The organism is Microbacterium sp. 2216-1 (genome assembly GCF_046507855.1).
GTDB lineage: Bacteria > Actinomycetota > Actinomycetes > Actinomycetales > Microbacteriaceae > Microbacterium > Microbacterium esteraromaticum_C.
Genome location: NZ_JBKFTM010000001.1, coordinates 657,528 through 672,146, shown reverse-complemented (window position 1 = coordinate 672,146; position 14,619 = coordinate 657,528). Strand labels below are relative to the sequence as shown.

Genomic DNA, 14,619 nt, shown 5'->3' with positions numbered 1-14,619 from the left:
TCAGGGGGTGGGAACGCGTCGACCGCGCTCCGTTCGGATGCGCCGGGCAGCTGCGGTGACGCCAAGCGCTATCAGGATACCAGGCACCGTGAGCGCCAGAAGCGGCAGGGTACCGTATCGCAGTGACTCCGCTGTCGGCAGCAACGGGGTGCCCGCCTCGGTGGGCGGCTCCGGCGGCGGCAACGGCGGGATGGTCACCGGTTCGGTCGTGTCCTGCGGATCCGGCCGATCCGGGGCATCCGCTCGTCGGTACACCCGAACCCACTCCTGCAGGTCTCCCATCGGGTTGCTCTCCACGCGCGGCACCGACGCGGTCACTGCGGCGTGTACGTCGAGCAGCCCGTAACCGTACAGCGGGTCGGGGGTGCGCTGCATTTCGGGCACGGGAACCGCAGTCTTGACGATCCGGTTGATGACGTTGGCGGCATCCAGGTCAGGGTGCGCCGCGCGCACCAGCGCCACGGCGCCGGCCACGATCGGCGCGGCACCGCTGGTGCCGTTCCACCCGACGATCTCGCCGTCCGCCGTGTAGCCGATGAGCGACTCGCTCGGCGCCATCACACCGATGGTGATGCCCTGCGTGGATGCCCCCTGGCTGGCCACACCGGTCTGGTCGACGCCGCCGACGGTGAGCACGCCGGGGATCGTCGCCGGGGCACCGATGATCGTCGTGCCGCTGTCACGGTTGCCCGCTGCGGCGACCACGACGACGTCGTGCTCGTAGGCGTAGAGGAAGGCCTCATCCCAGCTCTTGTCCCAGTCGAGAGTGTTCGTGGTGAACGACAGGTTGATGACATCGGCACCGTTGTCGACCGCCCACTTGATGCCCTCGGCCACCTGGTCGCTGAACGGCACCGTGGCCGATGTGCCAGGAAACCCGAGAGACACCGACAGCAGATCGGCGCGCGGCGCAACACCGATCAAGCCCGTACCGTCGACGTTGCCCGGTGCCGCCGCGATCGAGCCGACCAGCGTGCCGTGGGCCCGGTTGACCACACCGACCGGTGTGCGTCCGTCGTTGGCACCGGCCCCGGACACGTCCGTACCGCCGATGACAGCGTCGCCGAAGATCCCCGCGGCCTCTCCGATACCGGTGTCGAGCACCGCGATGGTGACACCTTCGCCGCGCGTGACCTGCCACGCATCGCGGATCTTCGCACCATCGAGCCAATACTCGGTGGCGCGCACGGGATCCGATGGGTCGTCGGGAATCGGCAGCGGCGCCGGAGTCTCTTCGGTCTCGGCGTCGTGCACCTGCGCGGCGGCCGACTCCCCCGGCACCGCGCCGAGGATCACGGAGCTCGTCATCACCGCGATCGCGGCGATGCCCGACAGCATCCGCCGTGCCGTCATTCCGAGGCGTCCCCTTCGGAAGCCGGAGTGTCATCCGCGTCGCGCAGAGCCGCGCCCGGCGCGGCGCATGCGCACCGCTCGGGCGACCAGCTCGATCGCACCAGCGCTTCGTCACCGATCGGATTGAGACCGGGCCCGGCCGCAAGGGCGTGACCGGCAAGTGCGTGCAGGCACTTCACACGGGTCGGCATGCCACCCGCCGAGATGCCGTCGATCTCGGGGACCTCGCCGAACTGGGCGCGGTCGGCCAGGTACGCCTCGTGTGCACGCTGGTACCCGGCGGCTACGTCCTCGTCCTCATCGAGCATCTGTGCCAGCTCGGGCATCACCTGCGTCGCCTCAAGCGTCGACATGGCTGCGGTGGCCGCAGGATGGGTCAGGTAGTAGAAGGTCGGGAAGGGCGTTCCGTCGTGCAGGCGCGGCGCCGTCGCGACGACGGTCGGGTTTCCGCACACGCAGCGCGCGGCGATACCGACGACACCGCGTGCGGGGCGCCCCAACTGATCGGAGACCACGGCGATCTCGGCGGCGGTCGGTGGCTCAAACGGCGGTCTCGTCACTACTCCAGAGTACGGGAGAGCGCCTGTGTGCCGACTCAGCGCGGGCTGTGTTCCGACGGTGTCCGCCTCCGGCGGCATCACGGGTCAGCGCGCGGGCGTGCCGACGGCGGTCTGTGCCAGCCCGGCGGCGGTCATGCTGCGCAGCAAGTGTGGCATCCAGTCTGCTCCGCGCTGCTGCAGTTCCTCACTGACGTCCTGCTGCGCGGGCGGCAGGTCAGCGGGGTCGAGATCGAAGTCGACGAGGTAGGGCACCTGACCGGGCCTGACGTAGTAGAGCCGTTCACGCGCCTGAGTGGTGATGTACACCGGATCATCCCAGCGCGCCTGCTCGCGCTCGAGCTCGGCGATCTGCTCCTCGGTCAGCTGCACCGAGTGCTCGAGGGCGGCGATCTTCTGGCGCTGGTCGAGGTACGTGCCGATGGTCGGCACGAGCACCCAGGTGCCCAAGACCACGAGTGAGAGCATGATCGCTGCGAAGGCCGAGAGGCGGATGCCGCTGGCCCACTCCCGCACATCGACGGCGCGGTCGGCGAAACGGGTGCGCGTTCTGCGGCTCGACGGGGCGGATGCCGGGGTGCGCGGTGCGTGCTGCGGGCGCGGCTCATCGCTGTGCGGAGACGATGAAGGGGGAGCCGGTCGTCGTGCCATGCTCCCCCTCCTTCGTAGCGTCTCAGTGCGGTATCAGCCGTTCAGCGTCCGCGTGTCTTGGCTCAGCGGCCGAAGCGCGGGAACGCCGATGCACCGGCGAACACCGCGGCGTCACCGAGGTCCTCTTCGATGCGCAGAAGCTGATTGTACTTCGCGACGCGCTCGCTGCGGGCGGGCGCACCGGTCTTGATCTGACCGGCGTTGGTCGCGACAGCGAGGTCGGCGATCGTGGTGTCTTCGGTCTCACCCGAACGGTGCGAGAGCATGGCCGTGTAACCGGAGCGCTGCGCCAGGCTGACCGCGTCGAACGTCTCGGTGAGCGTGCCGATCTGGTTGACCTTCACCAGCAGCGAGTTGCCGACGCCACGGGCGATGCCGTCGGCGAGGCGCTCGGGGTTGGTGACGAACAGGTCGTCTCCGACCAGCTGCACCTTGCTGCCGAGGGCATCCGTGAGCAGCTTCCAGTTGTCCCAGTCGTCCTCGGCCAGCGCGTCCTCGATCGTGACGATCGGGAAGTCGTTGACCAGGCCCTGGTAGTACTCGATCAGCTCGGGGCCGGTCCAGTCCTTGTTGTCGAGGCGGTACACGCCGTCGTTGAAGAACTCGGTCGCGGCGACGTCAAGACCCAGGGCGATGTCCTTGCCCGGAGTGAAGCCCGCCTTCTCGATCGCCTTGATCAGGAACTCCAGGCCCTCGCGGTTGCTGGGCAGGTCGGGAGCGAAGCCGCCCTCGTCGCCGAGACCGGTGGCGTAGCCGGCGGCCTGCAGCTCGCTGCGCAGCACGTGGTAGGTCTCGACGCCCCAGCGCAGCGACTCCGAGTAGGTGTCGGCGCCGATCGGGGCGAGGAAGAACTCCTGCATGTCGATGCCGTTGTCGGCGTGCTCGCCACCGTTGATGACGTTGAACAGCGGAACGGGCAGCACGTGCGCGTTCGGTCCGCCCAGGTAGCGGTACAGCGGCAGGTCGGCCGAATCGGCAGCGGCCTTGGCCACAGCGAGGCTGACGCCGAGGATGGCGTTGGCGCCCACGCGCTTCTTGTTGTCGGTGCCGTCGACCTCGTTGAGGATCTCGTCGACGATGCGCTGCTCGCTCGCCTCAACGCCCTCGATGGCGGGGCCGAGCTCGTCGAGCACAGCCTCGACGGCCTTCAGAACGCCCTTGCCGCCGTAGCGACCCTTGTCGCCGTCGCGCAGCTCGTATGCCTCGAAAGCGCCGGTGGATGCACCGGACGGGACGGCGGCGCGCTGCACGATCCCGTCATCGAGGAGCACCTCCACCTCGACGGTCGGGTTTCCGCGCGAGTCGAGAATCTCGCGTGCGCCTACTGCCTCGATGAGTGCCACAGATGTGCTCCTTTTCAGAGAGGAAAGGTGGTGTGGAGCGACGTCGATCCGTGGCCCAGTCTAACCCGGGGTGCTCAGCCCGCCGGGGACGCATGACGCGGCGCCAGCGATGACACCAGAACCGCCCAGGACGGCCCGGGATCCGCGCCGGGTGGAAAGCGCTGGGCGATCTCGAGCGCGACCAGGCCGTGCGCGAACGCCCATGCGGCCCGCGCCCGCGGGTGATCCTGCACGCTCTCGCCGAACAGGTCGAGCAGTGCGCGCATCGCCCGCTCCTCCGCGCCGGGTTCGAGCTGGGTGCGGTCGAGCGGATGCTGGGTCATCAGACAGTACAGTTGCGGTGCAGCGAGCGCCTGGGCACGGTACACCTCGGCGAATCCCGCCAGCCCGTCAGCGCCCTCCAGTGCAACGCCGAGCCGCACGAAGCCGCGAGAGATGAGCGCGTGCACGATGGCGTCAAGGCCTCGGAAGTGCTTGTACAGGCTCGGCGGTTTGATATCGAGCGCACGGGCGAGTTCACCGATTCCGAAGCGGTCCGCCCCGACGTCTTCGAGCACCCGTTCGGCGACGTCGAGGATCTGCTCGCGGCGAGCGCTCATGCCTGGCACGCGCCGGGCGTCGGCGTACCGGCGACCGATCGAATGTACCCGTCGCGGTCTCGCAGTCCGTAGCCGACGGCACGGTCGACGGCGATGTGTGCCAACCAGGCGAGCCCCATGCCAACGACCACGGCTCCTCCCGGCGCACCTCCGACCACGGGAAGCGTGATCAATGAGCCACCCGCGATGAGCAGCACCGGAAAGCGTGCGAGGTGCAGCATGTTGTACCCCACCACCCGGTCAGGGCGCAGCGCACCCGAACGGGTCGGGTCGAAGGCGCCGATGAGAGCGACATCGGGCAGCAGTGCAAAGGCGATCACCGGACCACCGACGATCCAGCCGTAGTCGACCGATGAGATCACGGACAGCGTGATCGCGGCGGCGGCGAGAGTTCCCCAAAGGATGCGAATGACCATGCGGCTAATGGTATTAGCCGCATGGTCATTCGTCAATCATCGCCGCGTGCGTCCGCGGCAGAGAAGGTCAGCCGATCCGGCCGCGTCGACGGAGGGCGAAGAACGTCACCGCGCCGCCGACGGCGAGCAGGACGCCACCCCCGAGCAGGAGCCCTACCGGGAGGGACGAGCCCGTCGCGGCCAGGTCACCGCTCTCGCCGGGCGACGCGACGTCGGTCGCGACCACCATGATCTCGACGCCTGCGCTCTCACCCGACGCGGCGACGAGGACGATCTCGTGCGCCCCCGGCTCGGTCGTCGCGGGAATCGTGACCGTTGCGGAGAGTTCGCCCGAGGCATCTGCCACCGCCGTGCCCAGAACGACCGGATCGGAGTGCAACTCGATGGTCGCCGCCTCGCCCGCGGCCAGGCCGGATGCCGAGATCGTCACCTCGCCACCGGCAGCGACCGACGACACCGACGTGGTGATCGCGAGCTCTCCGCCATCGCCAGGCTCAGTCGGGTCGGTCGGCTCGGTCGGGTCAGTCGGGTCGGTCGGCTCAGGCGTGGGCTCCGGGTCGACCGGCTCCCCTGCCTCACGACCCAGCGCGAACCGGTCGATGACCCACGGTGAGGTCTCTGGGGTGCGCACGTCGTACGCGTACGAGACGACCTCGTTCGCGGCCGTGTCAAGCATCGCGAACACCGCCAGATCGTTGGACTGCACGAACGGCTGGGGGTCTCCGGTTTCCGTGCGGAACGGCGCGACGTTTGGCACCACGGCCTCAAGGCCGCCCGGGTTGCCCTGCGACAGGTAGTTCGAGGCATCCCAAGGCTCCGGCGGCAGGGGCCTGCTGCGACCGCTCAGCTCGTGATACGCGCCGTAGGAGTTACCGGTATTGCTGGTCTCGAGGTAGTTGACTCCGTTCTCGGAGACGAAACGGTTCCACAGGTGGGAGTGACCGTTGTGCACGAGATCGACGCCGGCGGACTCGAGCAGAGGCGTCAGGTCGTTCAGCAGCATGTTGTTGTCGGGTTCGTACTCGTAGCGCACGCCGACGACCTCGCCCTCGGCGTTGGTCTCTTCGATGCGCGTCGGTTCGGCGAAGTGCGGCATGACGTTGTCACCGAGCCCCTGCGGCCCCTCGTGCAGCATGACGACCCGAAAGCGCGCGTCTTGGAAGTCGTCACTCGCGAGTTCCGCCTCGAGCCATTCGTACTGCTCGCTGCCCTCTTCGAGCGACTCGAACACGAACTCGCCGTAGCCCTGCTCCAGGGGCGCGTCGAGGTTCGCCGCCGCCTCCTGATAGCGGCTGGTCGAGGTGCGCTCCTGCGCGTCGGCCTGCGCGGCGGTGCCCCGCCAGATGCGCGTCGAGTACAGCGAGACGAGCCGGATGTCACCGAAGGTCACCGCGTAGTAAGTCTCGCCGCCGGGTGAGTCATCGGGAAGCGTGAACATCTCCTCGTAGCTGGTCGTGCTGAACGAGTTGTTCTCGATCCACTGCGCTTTCACGTCGGGGTCGGCGGTGGGATTCACGTCCGCGGCGACCTTCTCGTACTCGGCCTCGGCGATCTCCACCGGCACCGGCGCGCCGAACGAGGCCCCGATCTTGGTCTTTCCGTCTACCCGGCCCTGCACCTCGTGGTTGCCGACCGCGGGGAACAGCACGGCGTTCTGCACGATCTCGCCACCGGAGTACTGTTGCACGCCATTGTTGTCGATGCGTCCGCCGTTGCCCTGGAGTGCGGCGAAGAAGGCGCTCCCGCGGGTGTCGTCGAACCACTCCGATGCGCGGTCGGGGTGGTTGACGAGGTCGCCGGCGAGGAACACCGCGTCGATGTCGCCGATCGTCTCGGCCGCCATCTGCAGGTTCGCGGGAGTGTTCGCCATCGCCTGGTGATCGCTCGTGATCAGCACCCGCAGGTCGTCGCCGGCCTGCGGCGACGGCGCGAGCGAGAAGGTGCCTGAGACGACGGTTCCGTCGCCGTCGGTCGAGACGACGCGGTAGTCGACGCGTTCACCGGCGGCGAGCCCTACGACGGCGGCTTCGTGACGCCACACCTCGCGCGCTGCGATGCCGTCCTCGGCAGAGGGCAGGAGGTCTTGCGGCAGGCGCGAGGAGGCGTCCTCGGCAAGTCGCGAGAAGCGGGACGATTCCGCCGCGTAGGCCGTGACACCGGAGAAAGTCACCCCAGTGGCCGCAGCGCGTGCCTGCTCCACGGTCAGCGACGACACGCCCTCACCGACGAGCACGACGTTCCCATCACCTGCGTACTCGGTGGCCCAGACCACTCGCACGCCGTCGGCGGTGGGGAGTTGCAGGAACGGATCGCTCAGCAGCGCGAGATCGCCCACCGGGTCGGTCGTCGGATCCTCGGCTGCGTGGGCAGCCGAGGCGAGCGGCACTGCGAGTGTGGCGCAGAGCAAGGCGCCCAGAGCGACCGTGGAGGTACGCGAGCGGCGTCGGTTCATGGGGTGGAGATCCTTCCGTTTCGGCGCGCGCGATCCTGGCGCGAATCGCGCGGCGCAGGGGGTAGATCTCGGATGCTAGGGACGCGACCTGAACACGAATGCACGCTCGGGTGAACTGCCGGGTGACTCCCCTGGCAGCCGTTCCCGCGTCTTGTGCGTCCCGGTCGTCTCGCTCAGACGACGACGGCGAGTGCGACCCCGTCCCATCCCTTCAGACCGACGGTCTGCAGGGCCGTGGCATCGAAGCGTGGGTCATCTGCCAGCATCCGCAGTCCCGCGCGCGTGCCGACCACCATCGGATCGGTGCTCGACGCGTCGGCGACATCGCCGTTGCGTCCGATGTTGTCGACGATCACGACGGTGCCCGGATGCCCGAGCTTCGCGGCCCAGTCGAGATAGGTGGTGTTCGATTCCTTGTCGGCGTCGATGAACACCAGGTCGAAGCCGCCGACGAGCGTCGGCAACACGTCGGCGGCGCGTCCGATGCGGATGTCGACGCGGTCACCGACCCCGGCCGCGTCGATGCTCGCTCGTGCCACGGCGGCGTTGCCGCTCTCGGCCTCGATCGTGGTCACCCGCCCGCGCTCACCCACGGCGCGGGCCATCCAGATGGTCGAGTAGCCGCCGAGCGTTCCGATCTCGAGCACCCGTTCGGCACCGCTGATGCGTACCAGGAGGTTCAGGAGCTTGCCGGCCACGGGCGCGACCTCGATCTCGGGCATCCCAGCGCCCCGCTGTGCGGCGAGCGCCGCCTCGAGCGCGGGATCGTGCCCGACGAGCGTCTCGGCGAGGTAGTGGTCGACGTCGTGCCAGTTCTGCGGTGTGGATTCGGCCATGCCCTCAGCCAACCCGGCGCGCCGCGCGCGGTCAAGACTCTGCGCTGTGTGGGAAACCCCAGACCGTCCGCGCGGCCGGCTGCGCGCCGCGCCGCGACACACCGATCGGATGCCGGATGGTCTGGGATTTCCGACGGGATCAGGCCACCGGCGGGGCGGGTGGCGCGACCGGCGGGGCGACGGAGGCCCGGGGCTTGGGCTCTGCCAGGTTCGGCTGCTGACGGAACTGGCCGGTCAGCAGCAACACGACGATGATCGCGCCGCCGACGATCCAGCCCGAGACGCCCAGCGCCAGCGACAGGGCCGGGTCGGTGACAGCCCCTGCGGCGAGGAACACGATCGGCAGGCCGGCCGCCGCGTTGAGCGCACCGTGCGCGAACACGGCCGGCCACATCGACGCGCTGCGCAGCCGCAACCACCCCAGCAGGACGCCCCAGACGATGCAACCTGCCGTCATCAGCAACACCCCGGTGATGTCGGTGCGACCGAAGTTGTAGCCGAGCAGAATGACCGGTGCATGCCACACGCCCCAGATCGCGCCGCTGATCAGCAGTGCGGGCCAGGTGCCGTAGCGGCGCAGTGCGGGCACCAGGAATCCCCGCCACCCCAACTCTTCTCCGAAGGCCATCACGGCGTTGATGGTCGCCGCCGCGAACGGGATCGAGGCCAGCTGCACGGCAACCAGCACCCACGCGGGCGGCAGCGGCGTTCCCGCGGGCACCGACGATTCGAGCGTCTGCGCGAATCCGGAGAGCCCGATGAAGTCGGCCGAGAGCCACCCGAGCGCGACCGACAGGAGCATCGCCGCCACGACGACGGCGACCGTGCCGAACAGGCCGATCACCATCATCCACACGACCCGCTTCCCGGGGCGCAACGGCCACATTCCGAGAAACCGCAGCCGCTCGCCCTTCGGAATCGGATGCATCGTGAACATCACGATCAGCAGTGCAAGAGCCGGCGTGAACATCATCAGGGGCAGCAGTACGCCGGTCAGGGGCGAGGCGAGGCCGTCACCCAGCCACAGCGGCAGCGCCACCAGCCAGGCCAGGCCGCAGGCCAGCAGAACGAAGGCGAGGATCGGGCTGAGCCCGATAGTCACCTTCTGACGAGTCGTGGACTGTTGTACAGCATCCATTGTTCTCCTCCGGTTTCACGCCTGCGCCGACCGGGCACGGTCGAGATATGCCTGCAGCGTCGCGGCGCCGACCTCGGCGCCGTCCACGGTCACCACCAGGGTGCGCTTGCCGCGCCGCTGCACCTCGATCGCCGGTCCGGTTCGAAGCACGATACCGTTTCGGCCATCTGTGCTGAGCCGCCATCCCCAGCCGCCGAACTCGGCGAAGGGGTGGCACTGCACGGCGCGCACCGAGACGATCTGCTCAAGCGGCACCTCGATGCGCGGGAATCCGAGGAACGAGCGCACCCGAAGGCCCTCGGCACCGGCCCGCACTCGGAACGACGACATGGCGCCGACGGCGACGCCGATGAGCACGATCACCAACAGCGGGATCCACACGATCTCCGGCGCCTGCACGGCTGTCACCGCAGCGATACCGACCAGCGCGGCGATGCCGACACCCAACGCGATCATCCCCGCACGCGCCATCGACGCGGTCGCCAACCAGACGATCCGCTCCCCCGCCGAGATCGACGCGAGGTGGGCAGGCTGCAGCGCCACAGCCGGCGTCGGATGCACGTCCGGTTGCAGCACCCAACCGGCGGCGGTGAGCACGAGCAGCGCGCTGAACCCGCCGATCACGGTCGGCAGGATCGACCCCGCCTGCGTCGCGTCGTCGAGTCCGCGCTGCATCCAGACCGAGCCGGTGGTGAGAACGGCACTGAAGCCCGACATTCCCAGGGCAACAGCACCGAGCAGACGCGCGCTGCCGCCCCACTGCCCCCGCGCCACGCTGAGCACGGTGATCACCATCAGCACCGGCACGCCGAATCCGAAACCGATCGACAGCCACAGGTACGTCACCGGCGCACCGAAGCCGTCCACACCGCCCGGCCCCCAGTGGGTCGCCGCCGGATCGGGCACGTCGGGCAACCACGCGAGCACAAGCCCGGCCGCGATCGCCGTGAGCATGACAGGCAGCACGAGTCCGACGACGACGAGGGCGCGGCGGGCGCGCCGCAGTTCGTCGTGCCGCACGTCCGTGACGGACAGTTCGGGGGCATCGCTGCTGCGGGAACGGTCGTTCATCGGTTCGTCTCCTTGATGAGGGCGGCGAGGGTGGTGGGCGTGACGCCGAGCCCGACGGCACGGCGCACGAGGGCGGTGATGTCGTCGGCAAGCGCGGCGAGAGGGGCGGCGGATGCTGAGATGACCGCGCCCCGGCCACGACGCAGATCGACAAGACCCTCGTCGCGCAGTTCCTGGTAGGCGCGCAGCACGGTGTGGACGTTGACGTCGGTCGCATCGGCCAACTCGCGCGCCGCCGGCAGACGATCGCCGGGGCGCAGTCGCCCTGCGAGCACGTCACCCCGCACCGACGCCGCGATCTGCTCGAACAGCGGCCGTGGACTCTCGGGGTCGATCCGGATCAACATGAGCACCTCCAACACGTTTATTCTAGTTCAAATAGAACAGTTGTCGATAGTATCCAGCCGATCACGGCCACCAGAGCCTCCCCCGGCAGACTGACCGCATGCGCATGACCCCTCGTCGCCTCGCCCTCGGCATGAGCCTGTGGGCTCCGAACCTCTTCAGCGGCATCCGCGTGCGTCGGTTCTCGGAAGACTGGACGCACGCCACCGTCGAACTGCACGTCAACGTGTTCACCCGCAACTACGTCAAGACGGCCTTCGGCGGATCGATGTCAGCCATGACCGACCCGTACTTCTTCATGCTCGTGATGCACCAGCTCGGTCGCGATTACGTGGTCTGGGACACCCGCGGCGAGATCGAGTTCGTCAAGCCCGGACGCGGCGTGCTGACAGCCCACTTCCACGTGTCGCCTGAGCAGGTGCAGCGTCTGCGCGAGCGCGCGCACGGCGGGGCGAAGGTGCTCGAGTGGTTCGAGACCGAGATCACCGACGCAACCGGCGACACCGTGGCACGCGTGCGGCGCGAGGTGTACGTGCGCGAGAAGAAGCGCGTCACCGACGCCCGCGGCGCGTAGGTCACCGCCCGTTCACCAGACGGTGGGACCATGATCGGATGCCCCTCGCTCGCCGCCTGAACCTCGCCGACGCCATCGCCATCGGACTCGGCTCGATGATCGGTGCCGGCGTGTTCGCCGTCTGGGCACCCGCCCTCGGCGCGGCAGGCTCCGGCATCCTGATCGCCCTCGCGATCGCGGCGTTCGTCGCCTTCGCCAACGCGACTTCGTCGGCACAGCTCGCCGCGGTGCACCCGGTCGCCGGCGGCACCTACGCCTATGCGCGCGCCGAGATCGGCCCCTGGTCGGGGTTCATCGCCGGGTGGTGCTTCGTGATCGGCAAGATCGCCAGCAGCGCTGCGATGGCGATGACCTTCGCCGCCTACGCGGCTCCCGAGGGGTGGCGTGTGCCGGTGGCCGTTCTCGCGGTCGCCGCACTGGTGACCGTGAACTGCTTCGGCATCACGCGTACCGCCCTGCTGACCCGCATCCTGGTGGTGCTCACGCTGCTCGGGCTCGCTGTCGTCACTGCCGCCGGCGCCACCGCCGCCCCGGGCGCGACCCCTGACGCGTTGCCCGACGCCACCCTGTACGGCATCCTGCAGGGCGCCGGTCTGCTCTTCTTCGCCTTCGCCGGCTACGCCCGTATCGCCACCATGGGCGAGGAGGTCACCGACCCGGCCCGCACGATCCCGCGCGCCATCGTGTTCGCCCTCTCGGGCGCAGTCGTCGTCTACGTGGTGATCGGGATCACCGTCGTGTCGACTCTCGGAGCCGACGCGATCGGCAGCGTGCATCCGCTCGCCGATGTCGTCGCCGCCGCGGGCTGGGCAGGCGCAGAACCCGTCGTGCGCGTCGCAGCCGCGACGGCATCGCTCGGGGCTCTGCTGGCTCTGCTGACCGGTATCGGACGCACCACCCTGGCGATGGCGCGCGAACATGACCTGCCGCGATTCCTCGCGCACGTCGACCCGCGATGGCACGTCCCGCGCCGGGCTGAGATCGCGATCGGCCTCGCGGTCATCGGCATCGTGCTGATCGCCGATCTGCGCGGAGCCATCGGTTTCTCATCGTTCGGCGTTCTGCTCTACTACCTGATCGCGAATGCCGCGGCGTTCCGCCAGCACGGCGCTGCGCGCCGCTACCCGCGGTTCCTGCAGGTGATCGGCGCGCTCGGATGCCTCATGCTGGTCAGCACCCTGCCGCTGATCGCCTCCGCGATCGGCACGGTGGTGCTGCTGATCGGCGCGGCGTACCGCGCCGTGCGGTTGCGCGTCGCCGACCAGCGATGACCTGCCTCAGCCGAGCGACTTGACCTCGACCGCGCCGACCACGTCTCCGGCCCGCACCGCGGCGAAGCCGGTGTAGCCGTCGGCCGTCGCGCGCTCCAACAGCGCCTTCATGTTCTTCGGACGGCGCTCCAGACGCACCCGTGCCGCACCACCGTCGCGCAGCAGCGCCGCCTTGTGCGCCAGCAGCTCACCCACCGGAACATCGGCATCGTGCACCAGCACCACCGCCTGCGCGGCCTCGGCCTCGACCTCGGCGACCAGATCGACAATGCGCTCGAACCCGATCGAGAAGCCGACGGCGGGCACCTGCTGGCCGAGGAACCGGCCGATCATGCCGTCATAGCGACCGCCACCGCCGAGCGAGTAGTCGACCGACGGGTGGGCGAGTTCGAAGATCGTGCCCGTGTAGTACCCCATGCCCCGCACGAGGAAGGGGTCGTAGACCAGCGGCGGCTCGCCGGCATCCGGACGCGCGGCACTGACCGCCTCGCCGAGTGAGACCAGGTGCGCGACGATCTCGTCGGGGGCCCCCTCGGGAAGTGCCTTGCGGATCTGCCGCTCGCCGTACGGGTTGTACTCCATGGTCTGCGGACGCGTCAGGAACGCTTCGAACGCGTCGACCGCCGCGGCGGTGACCCCGCGATCGCGCAGCTCGGCGGCGACACCCGTGGGTCCGATCTTGTCGAGCTTGTCGATCGTGATCAGCACACCGGGGCGCTCATCCTCGCTGAAACCGAACGAATCCAGCATCCAGTCCAGCGCGCGCCGGTCGTTCACGCGCACGATGCCGCCTTCGAGGCCCAGAGCGTCGATCGTGTCGATCGACGCGACGATGAGCTCGGCCTCGGCGCGAGCGGTCTCATCGCCCATGATGTCGATGTCGCACTGCACGAACTGGCGGTAGCGGCCCTTCTGCGGGCGCTCGGCGCGCCACACCGGCCCGATCTGGATCGAGCGGAAGACGCCGGGCAGCTGACCGCGGTTGGTCGCGTAGAAACGCGCCAGCGGCACCGTCAGGTCGTAGCGCAACCCGAGATCGCTGAGCGCCGCCGGGTTATCGGCCGCGGCACGAATGCCCTCGGCATCGAGCCCACGGCGCAGGATGCTGTACGACAGCTTCTCGTTGTCGCCGCCGATTCCGGCATGCAGACGCGCATGCTCCTCGACCACCGGCGTCTCGATCTCGTCGAAGCCGTGCGCACGATAGCGCTCGCGGATGACGGCGAGCACACGCTCGCGACGGGCCTTGTCAGCGGGGAGGAAATCGCGCATTCCGCGCGGCGGGTTCACAGTTGCCACGGGTCTATCTTTCCAGGTCTGCGGCCGAGCGCGTCAGCCGCCCGACTCGGCGGCGCGCACGTCGTTCTCGAGAACACGCAGGCGCTCGCGCAGGGCACGCTCGGCGTCCCATCCGTTCGCGCGGGCGTGGGCGACCAGCGACAGCAGCGCGTCGCCGAGGTCGGCCTCGGATGCCGGCAGCGGCGCCGGCTCGTCGCGGGGGTGTTTCGTCTCGGTCGCTGCGTTCGCTCGCTCAACGACCGGGTGAACGCGCCCGAGCACCTTCTGTGCTCGCGCCAGCACAGGCATCCCTGCGGGAATCCCGTCGAGCACGCTGCGACGCGCGTGCTTCTCGGCGGCCTTCGCCGCGTTCCAGTGCACCAGCACCTCTTCGGGCGTCTCAGCGATGGCATCCGAGAAGACGTGCGGATGCCGGCGCACCATCTTCTCGGTGAGGCCGCGCGCGACGTCGTCGATGTCGAAAGCGCCGTCCTGCGCGGCGATGGCCGCGTGGAACAGGACCTGCCAGAGCAGATCCCCGAGCTCTTCGCGCAGGTCTGCGCCGTCGCCGGTCTCGACCGCCTCGATGACCTCGTGCGATTCCTCGATGAGGTACGGCACGAGGTCGCGATGCGTGATCTGCTGAGACCACACGCACCGCGCGCGCACCTGCCGCATCGTCTCGGCGGCAGCGCGCAGCGGGTCCGAAAGGTGCGACGGGTCGGTCATGGGTGT

The 14,619-nt window shown here is 69.2% G+C and carries 15 protein-coding genes; 2 read left to right on the top strand and 13 right to left on the bottom strand.

Going from position 1 to position 14,619, the window contains the following annotated elements:
• From ACLD0U_RS03000 to ACLD0U_RS02950, 11 genes are all read right to left on the bottom strand, one after another.
• Positions 1 to 1,353 carry a S8 family peptidase gene (locus ACLD0U_RS03000; protein WP_410339788.1) on the bottom strand — a complete coding sequence of 451 codons (1,353 nt, stop codon included), beginning with the start codon at positions 1,351 to 1,353 and terminating at the stop codon, positions 1 to 3.
• Positions 1,350 to 1,913 (bottom strand): DUF501 domain-containing protein, encoded by a 564-nt coding sequence (locus ACLD0U_RS02995; protein WP_410339787.1) that lies wholly within the window; start codon positions 1,911 to 1,913, stop codon positions 1,350 to 1,352. Before ACLD0U_RS02995 ends, ACLD0U_RS03000 begins: the two co-directional genes overlap by 4 nt.
• 84 nt (positions 1,914 to 1,997) lie before the next feature.
• Complete coding sequence (locus ACLD0U_RS02990; RefSeq protein WP_206550237.1) at positions 1,998 to 2,561, bottom strand: FtsB family cell division protein; 564 nt, start codon at positions 2,559 to 2,561, stop codon at positions 1,998 to 2,000.
• Positions 2,562 to 2,623: 62 nt separating this feature from the next.
• On the bottom strand, positions 2,624 to 3,904 hold the full coding sequence (gene eno / locus ACLD0U_RS02985) for a phosphopyruvate hydratase (protein ID WP_206823273.1): 1,281 nt from the start codon (positions 3,902 to 3,904) through the stop codon (positions 2,624 to 2,626).
• A gap of 74 nt (positions 3,905 to 3,978) precedes the next feature.
• Complete coding sequence (locus ACLD0U_RS02980; protein ID WP_206550239.1) at positions 3,979 to 4,503, bottom strand: TetR/AcrR family transcriptional regulator; 525 nt, start codon at positions 4,501 to 4,503, stop codon at positions 3,979 to 3,981.
• Positions 4,500 to 4,919, bottom strand: coding sequence for a DUF4260 family protein (locus ACLD0U_RS02975; RefSeq protein WP_410339786.1), 420 nt, complete (start codon positions 4,917 to 4,919; stop codon positions 4,500 to 4,502). Before ACLD0U_RS02975 ends, ACLD0U_RS02980 begins: the two co-directional genes overlap by 4 nt.
• Positions 4,920 to 4,986: 67 nt before the next feature.
• Positions 4,987 to 7,371: a metallophosphoesterase family protein gene (locus ACLD0U_RS02970; RefSeq protein WP_410339785.1), complete on the bottom strand. Its 2,385-nt coding sequence runs from the start codon at positions 7,369 to 7,371 to the stop codon at positions 4,987 to 4,989.
• Positions 7,372 to 7,544: 173 nt separating this feature from the next.
• Entirely contained in the window at positions 7,545 to 8,207 is a 663-nt protein-coding gene (locus tag ACLD0U_RS02965) for an O-methyltransferase (protein ID WP_224817477.1), read from the bottom strand.
• Between the two features lie 139 nt (positions 8,208 to 8,346).
• The gene (locus ACLD0U_RS02960) at positions 8,347 to 9,345 is read right to left on the bottom strand and encodes a CPBP family intramembrane glutamic endopeptidase (protein WP_410339784.1); all 999 of its coding nucleotides are present in this window, start codon (positions 9,343 to 9,345) and stop codon (positions 8,347 to 8,349) included.
• A 15-nt stretch (positions 9,346 to 9,360) separates the two neighbouring features.
• Complete coding sequence (locus ACLD0U_RS02955) at positions 9,361 to 10,416, bottom strand: DUF1648 domain-containing protein (protein WP_410339783.1); 1,056 nt, start codon at positions 10,414 to 10,416, stop codon at positions 9,361 to 9,363.
• On the bottom strand, positions 10,413 to 10,763 hold the full coding sequence (locus ACLD0U_RS02950) for a GntR family transcriptional regulator (protein ID WP_206550244.1): 351 nt from the start codon (positions 10,761 to 10,763) through the stop codon (positions 10,413 to 10,415). Before ACLD0U_RS02950 ends, ACLD0U_RS02955 begins: the two co-directional genes overlap by 4 nt.
• Positions 10,764 to 10,861: 98 nt before the next feature.
• On the opposite strand from ACLD0U_RS02950, the gene ACLD0U_RS02945 reads away from it, so the two are divergent.
• Positions 10,862 to 11,335: a DUF4442 domain-containing protein gene (locus ACLD0U_RS02945; RefSeq protein WP_410339782.1), complete on the top strand. Its 474-nt coding sequence runs from the start codon at positions 10,862 to 10,864 to the stop codon at positions 11,333 to 11,335.
• A gap of 38 nt (positions 11,336 to 11,373) precedes the next feature.
• Positions 11,374 to 12,606: an APC family permease gene (locus ACLD0U_RS02940; protein WP_410339781.1), complete on the top strand. Its 1,233-nt coding sequence runs from the start codon at positions 11,374 to 11,376 to the stop codon at positions 12,604 to 12,606.
• Between the two features lie 6 nt (positions 12,607 to 12,612).
• Here the strand turns inward: ACLD0U_RS02940 and ACLD0U_RS02935 are convergent, their stop codons facing one another.
• Both ACLD0U_RS02935 and ACLD0U_RS02930 read right to left on the bottom strand, forming a co-directional pair.
• The gene (locus tag ACLD0U_RS02935; protein ID WP_410340262.1) at positions 12,613 to 13,878 is read right to left on the bottom strand and encodes a histidine--tRNA ligase; all 1,266 of its coding nucleotides are present in this window, start codon (positions 13,876 to 13,878) and stop codon (positions 12,613 to 12,615) included.
• 60 nt (positions 13,879 to 13,938) lie between these two features.
• Entirely contained in the window at positions 13,939 to 14,613 is a 675-nt protein-coding gene (locus ACLD0U_RS02930) for a MazG family protein (protein ID WP_410339780.1), read from the bottom strand.
• Positions 14,614 to 14,619 lie beyond the last annotated feature (6 nt).